At 48.7% G+C, this 15,372-nt stretch carries 10 protein-coding genes; 2 read left to right on the plus strand and 8 right to left on the minus strand.

Going from position 1 to position 15,372, the window contains the following annotated elements; translation table 11 throughout:
- Positions 1-120 precede the first annotated feature (120 nt).
- From C7475_RS06535 to C7475_RS06560, 6 genes are all read right to left on the minus strand, one after another.
- Positions 121-2,331 (minus strand): Gldg family protein, encoded by a 2,211-nt coding sequence (locus C7475_RS06535; protein ID WP_110052446.1) that lies wholly within the window; start codon positions 2,329-2,331, stop codon positions 121-123.
- Positions 2,328-3,272 (minus strand): ABC transporter ATP-binding protein, encoded by a 945-nt coding sequence (locus C7475_RS06540; protein ID WP_110052840.1) that lies wholly within the window; start codon positions 3,270-3,272, stop codon positions 2,328-2,330. Before C7475_RS06540 ends, C7475_RS06535 begins: the two co-directional genes overlap by 4 nt.
- Positions 3,273-3,352: 80 nt before the next feature.
- A complete protein-coding gene (locus tag C7475_RS06545) occupies positions 3,353-4,783 on the minus strand; it encodes a RagB/SusD family nutrient uptake outer membrane protein (protein WP_110052448.1) in 1,431 nt (476 codons plus the stop codon).
- Between the two features lie 12 nt (positions 4,784-4,795).
- Positions 4,796-8,185: a SusC/RagA family TonB-linked outer membrane protein gene (locus C7475_RS06550; RefSeq protein WP_233259775.1), complete on the minus strand. Its 3,390-nt coding sequence runs from the start codon at positions 8,183-8,185 to the stop codon at positions 4,796-4,798.
- A gap of 346 nt (positions 8,186-8,531) precedes the next feature.
- Positions 8,532-9,728: a FecR family protein gene (locus tag C7475_RS06555; protein ID WP_110052453.1), complete on the minus strand. Its 1,197-nt coding sequence runs from the start codon at positions 9,726-9,728 to the stop codon at positions 8,532-8,534.
- A gap of 106 nt (positions 9,729-9,834) precedes the next feature.
- On the minus strand, positions 9,835-10,425 hold the full coding sequence (locus C7475_RS06560; protein WP_110052456.1) for an RNA polymerase sigma factor: 591 nt from the start codon (positions 10,423-10,425) through the stop codon (positions 9,835-9,837).
- Between the two features lie 255 nt (positions 10,426-10,680).
- Here C7475_RS06560 and C7475_RS06565 point away from each other — a divergent pair, with 255 nt between their 5' ends.
- Positions 10,681-11,886, plus strand: a complete 1,206-nt coding sequence (locus C7475_RS06565) for a hypothetical protein (protein WP_146217493.1) — start codon at positions 10,681-10,683, stop codon at positions 11,884-11,886.
- The gene (locus tag C7475_RS06570) at positions 11,883-12,683 is read left to right on the plus strand and encodes an N-acetylmuramoyl-L-alanine amidase (RefSeq protein WP_110052461.1); all 801 of its coding nucleotides are present in this window, start codon (positions 11,883-11,885) and stop codon (positions 12,681-12,683) included. Before C7475_RS06565 ends, C7475_RS06570 begins: the two co-directional genes overlap by 4 nt.
- 78 nt (positions 12,684-12,761) lie before the next feature.
- Here the strand turns inward: C7475_RS06570 and C7475_RS06575 are convergent, their stop codons facing one another.
- Both C7475_RS06575 and C7475_RS06580 read right to left on the minus strand, forming a co-directional pair.
- The gene (locus C7475_RS06575) at positions 12,762-13,190 is read right to left on the minus strand and encodes an EthD family reductase (RefSeq protein ID WP_110052463.1); all 429 of its coding nucleotides are present in this window, start codon (positions 13,188-13,190) and stop codon (positions 12,762-12,764) included.
- Between the two features lie 185 nt (positions 13,191-13,375).
- The gene (locus C7475_RS06580; protein WP_110052465.1) at positions 13,376-15,202 is read right to left on the minus strand and encodes a T9SS type A sorting domain-containing protein; all 1,827 of its coding nucleotides are present in this window, start codon (positions 15,200-15,202) and stop codon (positions 13,376-13,378) included.
- Positions 15,203-15,372 lie beyond the last annotated feature (170 nt).

The following is a 15,372-nucleotide window of genomic DNA, read 5'->3' on the forward strand; positions in this document are numbered from 1 at the left end:
AGGATAAAGCTCATTTAGAGGTTAAAATCGACCTAAACCAGGGAAATAAAAAGCAGTTGCCATGCCTGCACCCGAAAGTTTGAACACTTCCCGGGTGCAGGCATGGCAGCTGTTTTTATTTTATCGCCTGCGACGGTATAATAAGAGTACGGCGGAGAAGATCAACAGGCCGCCTGGTATTACGCCAAAGAAAATAATACGCATCATTAAAATACCCTGATCATCGCTGTCGATCGCATCTTTGGAGCGGATGGCACCGGTGTTGACCGGGAACGTACCGTAGGTGAACCAGCGGAACATTTCTGTAATGAGCGGCTGGTTCCAGTTATAAGGCTTACGGCGTCCCAGTTCTGCGGAACTCATGAAATCGGCGTCGCCGGTTACCACGATCCGTTGTTCCTTACCGTTTACCTTGCGTTGCGCCGCTATGGCCAGCGCTTCATTGTTTTTCGCTACTAACAAAGGAACAATGTGAAAGCCTGCAGTATCGTGGTACCCGATGCCAGCAGTGCCCGACATAGATACCACGCCGTTGTCGGCTTTGTATCCGCTCAGTTTAGGCGCTATCGTGCCTGCACTATCCGCAAAGTGGGCGAGTATAAAATCGGGAGCGTAATCGCGGCTTTCTTCCTGTATCGCTGTAGGACCGGGATGTATGCCAAGCGGTTGCAACAGCGGTGTTACAACGTTCTGAGAACCGGGTTCGGTGATCACAAAAAGGTTTCTTCCACTGGCTACATACTGCGCCAGTTTTTGCTGTACTTCGGGAGAGAACGCAGTTTTGGGATCGGCGATCACCAGTACCGAAGTGGAACCCGGAATGTCCTGCTGTGCAAGGTTTACTGTATCTACGTTAAAACCCTGGTTGATGAGTGCACCCCTGAACGTAAGTTCGTTTACAAACGTCCTGAACTCCGCATCGCCGGCTTTGATAATACTGCGTTCCCCGTTTCCACGCAGGAAGGTAATAACGGGAATGTCTGCAGGCGTGACTAACCTTTTCAGTGCTGCGGTAAATTCCTGTTCACCGGGATATATGCGGATGTCGTTGTAATAGCGTAAGAAGGTTTTCTTATCACCATATTCCAACAGTCTTACCAGACGATTCTCTTCCGGATTCAGATCTACGATCTTCTTTACGGCCTCAGGTTTCAGCACTTTCCTGAAGTCGAGGTCCTGGATATCAGATACTTTTTTTGCAATGGCCGCATCGCTTTCCCCGGGATAGTTTTTATAGAGCCCTTCGTTGTTGGAGAAGTCGTAGTAATACACGTATTCCATCTTCATATCGGGCATAAACCTGCGATATGGCGTGAGGATGCGTTCGTCCTCGCTTTTCTTTTCCGGGGCGCCGAGGTAGTAGTTATTGTCCAGGATGTTTACGTAGGTAGTTACTTTCAACGGATGCTCCATTTTTGAGACCAGCTCACGGCTTTGATTACCCAGTGTATGCGTCTGCGTGGCAGTCATATCGATATATCCGGTTAAAGCCGGAATGGTGCTCAGATAGCCCACCAGGAAGCACAACCCAACCAATCCGAAGTACCGGGCCGTACGTGATGTCCTGGAACGGGCCTCTCGCTGGTCTTGCAGCCGCATCCCGGTAATGGCTAAGAAGAAGCCGATCACGATCAGGAAATAAATGATGTCCTGGGTACTGATCAGACCGAAAATAAATTGTTCGGTCCTGCCTGCAATTGACATAAAATAGGTGATATGCCGTACGGTATCGTTCCCCTGGAACAATCCGCCCACGAAGTTAAGGCCAGCTAATACCGCCAGTGTGCTGATCGCTGCTACAACCTGGTAGGTAGTGAGTGACGACATAAACAGTCCGATGGCGGAATACGCGCAGATCAGCAGGTACAGTCCCATAGCACCGGAAGCTAAAAGCATCCAATCGATATCGGTGATGAAAAACGAACCTGCCACGCCGTATAAACAAATGATAACGAGTAGAAGTGCGCCGTAGCCCATCATGGCTACGTATTTACCGAGTACGATATCTTTTACCTTAATGGGAGATGATAACAACAGTTTGATGGAGCCACTGTGAGTTTCGCGGCTGATCAGGCCCATAGTAAGCAATGGAATGTAGAAGTATAGAGTACCTTTTACACCGGGATAAAATCCTTCCTGCAGCCCCGCGAACACGATAGAAGTAACATCGTTAAAATGATTACCCATCCGCTGTGCGCGGCCGAGCATCTGTATGTAATAAAGAAAATTAATGCCTATCTGTACGGGAAATACGATCAGGATGAGCCAGGCCACCGGCGAATGAAACAGGAGGCTCAGTTCCTGGCGGGCTATTCTGATAATTACTTTCATGATTGAACGGATGGTTTAGATGTTTTGTTGGATAACTGTGCGAAAATGGCGTCGAGCGAACTTTTCTCCAGTGTGATTTCTTTCAGGCGCCATTTGCGGTGAACGCTCGTTTCCACCAGTCCTTCTGCAATGTCGGCAGCAGGATCGAACCGCATACGAACGGTTTTGTCCGTGAGGAACACTACTTCCTTCACTCCCCCTATCGCCCGCAATTCTTCGGCTGAAGGTGGATTTTCCATGGTGGCCACCAAACTATCCGGTTCAATGTAATTGTTGAAAGTATCCATCGTGTCTTTAAACACGATCTTACCACCTTCGATCATGATGATATCCTGGCAGGTGGCCTGTATCTCCGAAAGGATATGCGAAGAAAAGATCACTGCGCGGTCGCTCGCTATTTCCTTGATCAGTTGCCGTACTTCCAAAATCTGGTTGGGATCGAGGCCGTTGGTGGGTTCATCCAGCACAACAAGCAGTGGCCGGTGAATGATCGCCTGGGCAATACCCACGCGTTGCCGGTAACCGCCGGATAAATTGCCGATCAGCCTTTTGCTGAAATGCGCTACACCACATCTTTCCTTGACCCTGTCCACCGATTCACGGATCTTCCGTTTTTCGATCAACCGCAGGTGTGCGCAATAGGTGAGGTATTCGTCTACGGTCTGCTCCAGGTACAGCGGTGCGTTCTGCGGCAGGAAGCCGATGCGTTTCTTGGCCTCTTCCGGGTCAGTACGCATGTCTATACCTTCAATCAGAACCTGTCCCCGGGTTTGGCTCAACACGCCGCAAAGGATGTTCATGGTTGTAGATTTGCCGGCGCCATTGGAGCCTAGCAGTCCTACAATACCGTTCCTGTTGATCTCGAAGTTAATGTCCTGCACCGCCCAGTCTTTGCTGTAGCGGTGAAACAGTCCTTCGATCTTTACGATATTATCTTGCATATTCAATTTATTACGCAATGAGAGATAAATGGCGCCGGAGGTCTCCGGCGCCGGGTAGGTATGGTTGGTTGTGCGATGGCTTATGGATTCAGTGGCCAATCCGGATTAAATATGGTGGCGTTGGGCCACAGCTGCCGCAGGTATTTGTCGCTGCCGGGCTGCAATTCATACTCTTTTCCTTCGGCGGTATGTTTAATTGTTTTACTGAAACGGGCTTCCTTGTTGAGGCGTTTCAAATCTATCACCCGCATGCCTGTAAATGCCAGCTCACGGCGTCTTTCTTCCAGTACAAAACGCAATATCCGCTCGTCGTCGTTACCGAAATCGGCCGGCGTAAATACTTTATAGGCAGCCGGTGTGATCCGGTTCAAACGTAGCTTGTTGATATCGTCCAGGGCTTCCTGTTTTTTACTCTCGCGGGCAAAACATTCAGCGCGTACAAGGTACATTTCGGGTACGTTGAGGTAGTTGCTAAAGAAGTCTCCACGGAGGAAAATTTTTACCTGGTACCTTGACATATAGTTGAACGGTGGTGCAGGTGGCCAGCCATCTGCATAATACAGGGTCCAGCGTTTGTCGTCGTTGGTAAACAAGGCACTCAGTTCCGGCGATGCACAAACGTCCATGCCCAGCCCAAATGGCCGCAGGAAGTGGCGTGCCACGATAGTTTCGGGATTCAGCTGTGCATCCGGGATGTTTGTCCAGCCCAGTGGTGCACCTGGCACATTCGGGAACGGACCGGGAATGATGATGCTGTAATCATTCATGTTTTTAAGTTCTCCCTGTAGTGAAATGGCCAGATCAGCATTTTTACGGGCGTTCTCATAATCGCCCATAAACAGGTAGGTCCTGGCCAGCAGTGCGTATCCACCAGCTTTGGAGGCCCTGAATTTCGTGAGTTTATTTTTCTCAGGCAGATCGGCTACTGCGGCTTCTCCGTCGCGCAATATCTGGTCGTACACTTCTTTTACCGTGTTCCTGATAAATTTTGCATTGATGTCGGCAATCAGCGCAAGGGGAATACCAGTCGTAGTAGCGGCGGATGCGGCATCGTAATGCTGTGCGTACACGTTTACCATTTGCAGATGCTCCATGGCACGCCCCAGGTAAGCTTCAGCACGAACGCTCCTCTTGGTTGCTTCCGTTCCTTCAGTAGCATCCATAATATTGTTGATGATACTGTTGTAGTAGAAGATCCTTTTATACCCTTCACTCCAAAGAAAATCGTTGGCGCCCTGGTCGTAGGGATTGTTGTTAAAGGTGTAGATACGACGGCCATGCAATTGCTGCTTTGTAAACAGGTTGCCTGGTTCTCCCTCGGGCAAAAATGCATCATCGGACTGAAGATCCCAGAAGTAATCGCCAAAGTTGACGATGATACCGGAATTGAGCATGTTCTCGTAATCCGTAGTGGTTATGGGAATGAACTTGTCTTTCGGTTTGATATCTAAAAACTTATCGCAACCGGATAAAACAACGAAGCTGAATATATAGAGAGATAATTTTTTCATGATTCCGCTTTTTTAGAAGGTGATATCAATGCCTGTTGAATAAACCGGCATCACCGGCAATAGCCTGTTGGCGTATTGTATGGTGTGCTCGTACGCTTCCGGATCTATACCGGCATCGTTGCGGAACCACGCAAAAGGATTCTGCACCTGGAAGGTTAGTTTGGCAGAAGTCAGTTTTCTGATCCGCGACAACAACTGTTCAAAGTGGTAGGTCAGGGCGATGTCGCGCACTTTTACATAATCACCTTTGAGTACGTTGCGGTCAGACGCATAAGAGAGCAGTATATAATAGCTGCCGCCATCGCCTTTAAGATCGGGCGCCGGCATCATGCCTGGTATTTTCTCATCGCCTGGTTTACGCCAGAAATTCATTACGCGCTGATCAGCGTTCCTGAGCGGGAAACCGGTCTGGATGGTAGGTACCACATCCCGGATCACGTTGCCACCATTAGCAATGATCATCACACTAAGTGAAAGTTGTTTGTATGTAAAGCTGTTGGTAAGCCCTGTAGTGTAGGTTGGACGAAGGGTACCGCTGTACACCAATCCTTTTACATCGGTCATGTTGGCCACGATCGTGCCGCTCTGATCGTAGTTCTGTACTATTTTTCCTCCCGCGTCGTATACCAGCATGGAACCGTTGGTAGGATCGAGTCCTGCGGAACGGAAGCTGAACACGGCATCCATCGGGTAACCGATCCTGTTTACGCCGTAGCCGCCGGTAAAGGTATACACCGTTTCCTCTCTGGTATTGATGTTGGTCATCCTGTTTTTATTAAAACTTAATGCCAGCGTGGTGTTCCAGGAAAAAGTTTTGCTGGCGATGTTGCGGGTGTTCAATGCCAGCTCAAAACCTTTGTTGTTCAGACTACCGTAGTTGATCAATGCGTTGGGAAAGGCGTTAGTGGGATCGATAGTCTTTTCGCCGAGTAGGTCGGTTGTTTTACGGATGTAATAATCCATAGATCCGGAAATTCGGTTGTTCAGCACAGCGAAGTCGACCCCCAGGTTAGTAGTGGCTGTTTTTTCCCAGCGCAAAGATTTATTGGGCGGATACACGATATCAGTAGCTGTGGCATTGGCTTCAGCAAAATACGTAGAACGTGCCTGCAGGAATGGTCCCACAGTACGGGCTACGTTGCCGCCTAAACCGTAAGTAGAACGAATCGTAAGGTTGTTCAGCCAGCTGATATCTTTCATGAAATCTTCTTCGGCCATGCGCCAGCTCGCGCCCACTGACCATAACGGCAGGTAGCGGTAGCGGGGATCGGTTCCGAAGAGATTAGAGTTATCTACGCGTACGCTGCCTGTCAGGTTGTAACGGCCGTTATAGGTGTAACCGGCATTACCATACACTGAAATATATCTTTCCTCTCCGTAGTAGAAACCGTTGCCATCGTTAAAGGGCAGTGCAAAGGTGCTGGTCAGGGACTGCGTTCCCTTAAGGTTGCCCAGGAGGAGTTCATTTACGGGTTGAAACTGCAGATTGTTATCGCTGTAGCCCATTTTAAATACCGAGGTACTGGCATTCGAAATAGCCCTACGTTCGGTGCCGGCCAGGGCAGAGACGTGATGTTTCGAAGCGAAAGTCCGGTCGAAGTTTAGTTGCGCACGTGCAGTGTACGATTGGGAGTTACCGCGTGTTTCGTACAGTTGTCCACCGTCCGGAACATTTTTTATCAGCTCATTATTGATGACCTGCGCGGCATCGTTGATCATCCGTTTTGCATAGTAAGAGGCGGAGTTGTAATACTGCTTATTATAGCTGGTACCGCGTTCTGTCTGGTATTTCAGATCGAGAGTGAGCCCTTCGATAATCTTTGCTGTAAAGCCTCCCTGTACACGGAAGTAGTTCGACCAGTACGACAACTCGGCACGATCCATTTCTTCGAGCGGACGGTAGGTTTCATCATGCAGGCCCAGGTCAATGAGACGCTGGATCTCGTAAGCTGATTTTAGTTTCGTGAAATCGGCTGCACTACCATCGGGATTGCGGATGATTTCGTAGGGCATATTCCAGTAAAACGATTCCGGGCTTTCGCGTTGATATTTTCCTTTACGGATGTTGGTGTTGGCGCCGATCTCGGCATCCAGCCAGCGGAACACTTTCAGGCGGTCTTTCAGCCCCACGTTGATGTCGTCGCTGTTCGTCCGCAAACCATACCCGCTATTGCCGGTATAGTTCATCATCAGATTGTATTGGTGTATATCGTTGCCGCCACTGGCCGAAAAGGCGTGGCGTTGTTTTACATTGTTGCGCATGAAGAGGTCTTCGAGTTGACTTTGCCCATCCTGTGTTTTGAGCCTTTTCAGGGTCGCATCCAGTTCAGCCTGTGTAATGTAGCCTTGCTCCTGCTCATAAAGGGCCTGCAGCACTTTAGAGTTGCCGGTACGCCGGATCTCGTCGGTGAAGCCGCGATGCCATTTATTAAAGAGTTCCTGCTGCAAATCCACCATCTGGGAGGAATTGAGCAGGTTCAGATAACCGGCGTCGGGTTTGGCGGTGAAAAATACGCCGCTGCTAAAGGTAACCACCGGCTTCCTGCTGCTGCCGTGACGGGTGGTGATAGAGATCACACCATTGGCCGCACGGGTACCGTAAATAGAAGATGCGGCAGCATCTTTCATCACAGTCACGTTTACTACGTCGGCGGGGTTGATGTAGTTAAGGTCTCCTTCATAAGGAAATCCATCTACCACATATAAAGGTTGCTGGTTACCATATAACGTAGACAGGCCACGGATCGTAGGGATCCCGTTTTGCATGAAAAGCCCTGGCACGGTGCCTTCTAAACGGTCCATAATGCTGGTTTCCATCCTGGCGCTCAGTGTGGCTTCGGTAACAACACCAAACGAGCCGGTAGCGCGTTCTTTTGGGATAGACTGATAACCAGTGTTGGCAGTTACGTTCAATTCAGTCAGGGTGGAAGAAATGTGAGGCAATATGATGGTACCGGCGTTACCGCTTTGCAGCATGGCGGCAGTAACGGCAATCTCTTTAGTTTGATAACCGATAAAGCTGATGCGCAGTACATTACCCGCATCTACCAGGAGGGAAAAACTGCCGTTCATATCGGTGATGGCCGACCGGCCGCCGCCTCTTACCACTACGGTAGCACCGATCAATGGTACGCCCAGGCTATCTGTTACCCGTCCCGCCACCGGCGCGGCTTTCGCGTTAGTGGCATCGTCGGGTACAGGACCGCTTTTACTATAAAGGAAAATCGTATTGTCGGTTACTTTATAATTGAAAGGCTGGTTTTTAACAATGAGGTCGAGGAAACTCAGTAGCGGCATGTTTTGTACAGAAACAGATACTGCGTTCGCTTGTTGCAGCAGGTCTGACTTTCCCCATACTACATACCCTGTTTGTTTTTTTATAACCGCGAATACCTGCTTCATGGGTATGTCCCTTCCCGAAAAAGTGATGGACTGGGAAAAGGTGTTGGCTGACACATGTAGACAGAAAAAAAGTAGGAAGGCACTGGTTAGTTTCATCATCCGAAGCATTTTGGTTGGAAGCCGGCATGGCACACCCCCACGGCTCCAGTAAGCAGTTTTTTGCATAGATTTGCAACGTTTGGTTGTTAAAAATGAAGGTCTCGAAACCCGTTTTATAGCTACCAACGATCTTCCGGGAGTGTTTGCCGCACTTCCGGTTTCTTTTTGCCTGGCAGCCCGATCTTAGTTGATAAATTTCACTTCATGTTTACGATTTCAGTTGATATTAAGGCACAGGGAAAATATATTATGGCATCACAATCAGCTTACGGCCTTCCTCCAGCCGGAAGTGCACATCGGATCGCTCCAGTCCGTTCAATACGTCAGATAATTTCAGTTTGCGGCTCATCTCACCAAAAAAAACAATATCGGGCACATTGCCTTCGTACACCACTTCCAGATCGTACCACCGTTCCAGTTGGCGCATCATATCTTTTAAACCCACGCCGTCGAAATTAAACAAGCCGTTTTTCCAGGCGATGGCTTTTTCCACGTTTGCATTGCTTTTTACATTGAAACTGCTGCCTGAGGCCTGCAATTGCTCACCCGGCTTTAACACCACAGCACCATTGGTTCTGCCTGTCTGCGATATTTTTACCCCGCCATTCACCAGCGTGGTATAACTGTTTCTGTCGTTGGTATAGGCGTTGATGTTGAAGGCGGTACCTAATACTTCCAGGTTGATCCTGTCCGGCACATTCACGCGGAATGGCTGTTGGGCATTGGCGGCTACCTCAAAGTACGCTTCGCCTGTAAATTCCACCGTTCTGCCGGCGCCTTTGAACGCCACCGGAAACCGTAGCGAGCTGCTGGCATTGAGCCATACTTTGGTACCGTCTGGCAGGGTAATGGTAAACTGCCTTCCTTTGGCCGTAGTAACGGTATTGTATTGCACGGCCCCCGCTCCTGCCTGTTCCGGCGTGTATTGCAGATCGCCGTTGTGCAGTACCACGGTGGCGCCGTTCTGCCGGGTAATGACGCCATTACCGGCGCTGTCCAGTACCAGCTGCGAACCATCGGCTAGTGTAAGTATTGCGCCGGTTTGTCCGGGCGCCACGTCCAGCGAAGCGTTACGCACCATTTGGCGTACGGGCTGTGGGGTGTTCCGGTTAAGATACCAGGTCCCTGCCGCGATCACGACCACGGCTGCTACTGCCCACCACCACTTATGGAGGTAGTGCACGCGTGTTTCCTGTGGTGCAATAGGATCGGCGGGTAGTTTGTCCGACCGCAGGATCTGATCGGCCACCTGGCGCCACTGTTGGGAATTGTAGGCAGGAGGCTCCTGACTGCCATGAACTTCCAACCAGCTTTCCGCATCGTCGATCAAGACGCCGGAGTCGTCGCTGTCCACCAGGCCGGTAAGCTCGTCCAGTTCCTCCGGCGTAGCAGTGCGGCTGGCCAGGCGTTCCAGTAAATATGTTAATCGGGCGTTTGGTTCCATTATAATGGGGAGTAAATGATCGAGTGATGACTCCCTATCTATACCAGACAATCGGGAAGACGATTGGTACCGAAAAAAAGCAAAGTTTTTTTCGACGCGGGTATATTTAGTAGAGGAAGTCTAATAAAAGCAGGACAAACAGCGGGTAGCCGCTCTTTTTCAATGAGGTGCGGATGTTCCTGAGTGCCATGACCATCAGATTTTTGACGGTGCTGACAGCCAGGTCCATATGCCCGGCAATCTCGCTGATGCTAAGCGCCTGTTCGCGGCTCAGACGGTACACCTGCCGCTGTTTTTCGGGGAGTTGCTGCACGGCGGCATTCACCATAGCCAGCAGCTGGCGAAACTCCACGATATCCGCCGTTTTCCCGGTACTTTCTTTTTGCAGCCCCACGGCGTCTATTACCTTGTCGTGAATAGACTGCCTGCGCACATGGTTTACGGCGCGGTAAAAGCATATCTTTTTGATCCAGGCGGCCGGTTGGGCAACGTCGCTCAACTGGTCACGCGAGAGCCATACTTTCAGGAAGGTGTCCTGCACCAGGTCGTCGGCCACAGCTACAGAGCCAGTAATACGTGCTGCCATGGCCTGAAGGCGGGGTGCGTACAGTTCCACCAGCTGGCTAAACGCGGCTTCGTCTCCGGCGGCAATACGCCGGTAAAGTTCAGGAGCATCAATAAGTTGTCCGTCGTTCAATAAACCAATATTAAAATGGAAGATGTTGCATTACCCGTGGGAGAAAACGAATGGTATGAAAAGATTTTGATTGAAACAGGAGCGAATTTCTATAAAATCTATGGGAAATGCAAGGTTGGGTTGTAAGCACAGGAAATGAGCAGTGTTACCGGCGGCGCCAGCTGTTAATGTTAACCCTATGCTCAAAATACAAACTACTTGGTATTGTTGCGTGATTTTTAAACGGATAAATTTGATCCATTAAACACCCCATGTATGTTCAATTCAGTTGTTCTAGAAGTAGCAGTCGGAATAGTCTTCGTATATATTTGGGTCAGCATGATCTGTACTGCTCTACGTGAAGCCATTGAGACGTTCACCAAGACCCGTGCGGCGTACCTGGAAAGAGGCATACGCGAATTACTCCACGACACGAAAGCAGAGAATATAGTCAAGAGCTTTTTTGAGCATCCGATGATCAATTGCCTGTATTCATCTGGTTATAAGCCTGGAAAAAAAAATAACGAGCCAAGATTACTGGAAAATGGGAAGAACCTTCCCTCCTATATTCCTTCTAAAAATTTTGCGTTGGCCTTAATGGATATTGCCGCGCGGGGCACTAAAAATAGTGTCGTTAGCAGCGATCCAAATTCCGCAGAAATGTCAATAGCATCTATCCGGGCGAACATCTTAAATATTCAGAACGTACCCGTACAAAGGGCCGTGCTGACCGCGTTAGATAGTGCGCAGGGAGATCTGGACCGTTTGCAGCAAAATCTTGAGAAGTGGTTTGATAGCAGTATGGACAGAGTATCCGGCTGGTACAAACGCTCGACCCAGTGGATCCTGTTCTTTATTGGCTTAACCGTGGCCGTTGGATTAAATATAAACACAATAAAGATCGCAGATTATCTATTTCAAAATGATGATGTAAGAAAATTAATTGTGATGCAGGCAGAAAATGCCACAAAGGATTCAACATTCACGAAACAAAATTTCGAGCAGGCTAAAGCAGGACTGACGGCACTTAAATTGCCTATAGGATGGGGAAATGGGATCAATCCGGACGGAGGCAATGATAACGTTGGTTCGCAGGATTGGTGGAAAAAACTGCCCATATATATTTTGGGCTGGCTGCTGACAGCCCTGGCAGCAACACTTGGCGCTCCTTTCTGGTTCGATATGCTCAACAAAATAATGGTGATCAGAGGTACGGTTAAACCTGCTGAGAAGAGCGGCGAAGAAGGATCTGAAGACCGAAAAACCGATAAGCCAAATATTGTTACCATTCAAATGCCTGGAGGAAATGGCGCTACTAACGGCAACGTTGCTAAGTCGATCGCCGGCAATGCAAATAGACCTGATCTGGAAGGAGGCGCTGTGTTAGATATGGAAAGTGATATTGATAACTGTCTGTTGGAAACGAGCACCGTTACATCAGATGAAGACTTACCAAAAGCAGAAGGAGGAATTTCAAAATGATACGTGAACTAATATGGTTACCGGCCGTCCTTAAAAATGCCGGACTTAAAATCGCCCTCGTTGATGGATGGGAAGAAAGAGGAGCAGCAATGGGTACTGTACTCGGCGTCCTTTGTCATCATACGGCAGGCCCCCGAACAGGTAATATGCCTAGCCTGAATACGCTTCTCAAAGGCAACGGAAAGACTCCAGGCCCCCTGGCCCAACTGGGCCTGGGAAGAGATGGGACTTTCTATGTAGTAGCTGCAGGAAAGTGTAATCATGCCGGAGCAGGTATATGGCAAGGCATTAGCAATGGCAACACCCACTTCATTGGTATCGAAGCTGAAAATACCGGGCTGGCGAACGATTTCCCCTGGCCGGAAGTACAACTGGACGCATATCAACGTGGAGTCGCGGCCATCTTGAAACATATTGGCAAGGGCGCTAATTTCTGCGCCGGCCACAAGGAGTATGCACTTCCTAAAGGACGTAAGCCAGATCCCGACATTAACATGAATGAATTCCGTCAAAGGGTCTCTGATATTCTTAACAGCACTACCCCACCGGTCTTAATTCCCGTTGAAGAGCCAGCCGCGCCTGACGGTACTCCCGGAAGAAAAACTATCCGGCGCGGAGACCGTGGCGAGTTAGTCAAAGTTATTCAGTCAAGACTTGGTCTTGTACAGGATGGAGATTTCGGGCCTAAAACCGAAGCGGCTGTACGCCAGTTCCAAAGGGAACATCAACTTGTCCCTGACGGAATTGTAGGCCCAAAATCATGGCAGGTATTGGATACGGTTCCAGCACTTGTGTAAACAGGTCGGGGCGTTCATATTGAACGCCTTTTCTTCTATTTAGAGAGGCCACTAGTGCGATTTTTACAATATTGTCTTCTATTTAACTATTTCACTCACCAAAATAATAGGGCTGACATTGGTATAGTTTACAAAATCTGCACGAAGCGCATCCCTATGTGGAGCGACAGCCGCTTGATATTCATCTAAGCTTTTTACATAAAATGTACCAATAGCCATAAAAGGTAAAGGTTGATTTGGGATACCGCTTGATAGCCCCTTTTCAATAGTATACTTAACCAGATTCGATCCTAAATAACCCGCCACCATAGGCATGTGCTTAGTTTCATAGTACTCCATATTGAAGGTTTTGCCTTCGGCATAAGGGTACATGACGGAGATCTTAATTATCCCTTTTTCAGTAACAGTAATGTTCTGTTTTTCAGATTTTTCAGATTGCTTTTCCTGACTAAATGCAACAACACAATTAGTAAAAAGCAAAAACGATAACATTAGCTTAAGCTTCATGTCAGTTAACTTTAGGTGAAGAAGTGGGGGTAAAATGTCACTAATAAAGTTAATGAAAAACAAGGTATACTTATAAAGTTGGCCGAAGAATCAGGCCGTATCTCCCATTCCTGCAACATATTAATTATAACAAGATAAAAAAAGAAGGTGTCTTTTGACACCCTCTTACTTCGATCAGATAGTCCTTAGTTCTTCATTATTCTAAAGATCTCGTTTTTATTATTATCGCCTACCTGGATAAAATACAAACCGGAAGGAAGGCCATCGAGTGACAGTGTTTTCCTGCTGTTGTCAGTGATCTCAATAGTCTTCAGCAAGCGCATATCAGGACCAAATACTTTCGCCATCACTTTAGACGTGATAGGTTTACTGTATTCGATAAAGACGTAGTTGCTGGCTGGGTTAGGATAAATGCTCACGGTTTCCGGTTTAGCTACCGGCGCCACTTTGTTGAGTGCCGTAGTCGGTGCGGCTATCCGTTGTTCTATCACACCACTCTTTAGTGCATCGTATGCGTTGATGTTGAACTGACCACAGAGCAGTTTTGGATATACTTTCTGGAACAGGATATATTTCTCTGCGTAAGGTTTAAAAGAGAGCGCTATCGGTGATACCCCAAGTTGTTTAGGACTGAAATTGATGATGCTTACCGGCGGCTGGTGCAATTTGATACACTGCTGGCTGGTGGTGCTGAGATCACGGAGAAGCACGTTGGTAAACGTACTGGCGTTGCTGGGATTACTGATAATGTAATTGGCGTTGGCCAGTATCGCGAACTTGTCTTTGCCTGCTGCTTTTATTTCGAGCCCATACCTTTCGGTGTAGCTGGCCGTTTGCGGGAAGGTACTGAACTCCACGAGCCCCAGAGAACCAGGCACGTAGCGCAGCTGCAGGAAGAATACCTCTTTGCTTACGGCAGTGTAGTAGCTGGTGGTGAAACCTGTCAGATACAGGAAGTAGCTTTCGTTGCCCAGGTTGCGGATTACGAGATCATTGGATTCTTCTGTGCCGGCATCTCCAACATGGAAGGAACCTATGATGCCGCCGTTTTCTCTTACGTCCAGTATCAGTACCTGTCTGTTAGGCGCGCCGGTGGGGGCTGTAACATCGGTGAAGCCGGAGATGAAGAAGGCATCGTTACCGGCAATGTTGGTACGTTTCACGATCTTGGTACCAGCAGATTCTGTGGTGGCCCCGAGATAAGCGAAACCATTAACAGGGATGCCGGTTGGCTGGAGGCGAAGGAAGAGCACCTGGCGTGGACCACCAAAGCCGCTTGTACACAGCTCTACATAGCCCGTCAGGATGATGTTGTTATCGGTGGCTTCTGTCAGGGCCAGGGCGTTGGCGTTGCAGGTGAAGCTGGTGGAGTACTGGTAGTTCCAAACGATGGTACCGGCATTGGTGAGACGGGTTGCCAGTATATTGATCTGCTGACCTGCCGGTGCGGGGCTGTAACGGCCAGCAATAATCACGTCTCCGTTAGCAGCTTCAATAAGATCATTGTACTCAATAAGCGCGTTCGCATTGGCAGTAGTAACCGCAGAGAAGTGCAGCTTCTGCACCCAGATAGGGTTCAGCAGCTGATCCAGGCGGATGAGTACCGGTGTAGAGTACACGGGGATGCCATTGATCAGGTTAAGGGACTGGATCACGTGGCCTAAAAGATAGTAACCTTTACCGCTTTTCATGCGGAAGATCTTCTTTGGAAGCAAGGACGGCAACAGCTTACCGGGTTGTGGAACCACATGTTCAGAGATGAAGTTCCCATTGGCATCAAACTGATCGAGCGATAAAGAACTTTTCGTGGAATCCTGATAGACGTTAGCACTCCATAACAGAAAGGCTTGTGGCGCTGAAGCCAGCAATGGCGTGTCTACGACGAAACTTGCTGCTTTGTAGTGGAATTTCAATGCGAAGGTGTTGTAATACTGCTGATCCGCATTTTGTGCCTGTGTGGTGCTTAAACCAATAAGCCAGGCGATGATAGCCAGGTATAAATGTTTGCTCATGTGGGATAGTTTAAAGTTAACAAAAGGGTTATCGTAAAAGGGGTGACAAAATATCAGTGAAAAGATAAGCAGACAAGCCTGTAACGGACATGCAGTCGCCCGTTAAATAGCCTGTATGATAGATGCCGCCGAAAGCAACACAAAGGATTGCATAATTTGAGCAGGATCGT

Origin of the sequence: Chitinophaga sp. S165 (assembly GCF_003182155.1) — a bacterium.
GTDB lineage: Bacteria > Bacteroidota > Bacteroidia > Chitinophagales > Chitinophagaceae > Chitinophaga.

Bases quoted from the DNA above. Each gene is read 5' to 3' on its own strand.
- C7475_RS06535 (WP_110052446.1), bottom strand. From the start codon at position 2,331: ATGAAAGTAATTATCAGAATAGCCCGCCAGGAACTGAGCCTCCTGTTT.
- C7475_RS06540 (WP_110052840.1), bottom strand. From the start codon at position 3,272: ATGCAAGATAATATCGTAAAGATCGAAGGACTGTTTCACCGCTACAGC.
- C7475_RS06545 (WP_110052448.1), bottom strand. From the start codon at position 4,783: ATGAAAAAATTATCTCTCTATATATTCAGCTTCGTTGTTTTATCCGGT.
- C7475_RS06550 (WP_233259775.1), bottom strand. From the start codon at position 8,185: ATGAAGCAGGTATTCGCGGTTATAAAAAAACAAACAGGGTATGTAGTA.
- C7475_RS06555 (WP_110052453.1), bottom strand. From the start codon at position 9,728: ATGGAACCAAACGCCCGATTAACATATTTACTGGAACGCCTGGCCAGC.
- C7475_RS06565 (WP_146217493.1), top strand. From the start codon at position 10,681: ATGTTCAATTCAGTTGTTCTAGAAGTAGCAGTCGGAATAGTCTTCGTA.
- C7475_RS06570 (WP_110052461.1), top strand. From the start codon at position 11,883: ATGATACGTGAACTAATATGGTTACCGGCCGTCCTTAAAAATGCCGGA.
- C7475_RS06575 (WP_110052463.1), bottom strand. From the start codon at position 13,190: ATGAAGCTTAAGCTAATGTTATCGTTTTTGCTTTTTACTAATTGTGTT.
- C7475_RS06580 (WP_110052465.1), bottom strand. From the start codon at position 15,202: ATGAGCAAACATTTATACCTGGCTATCATCGCCTGGCTTATTGGTTTA.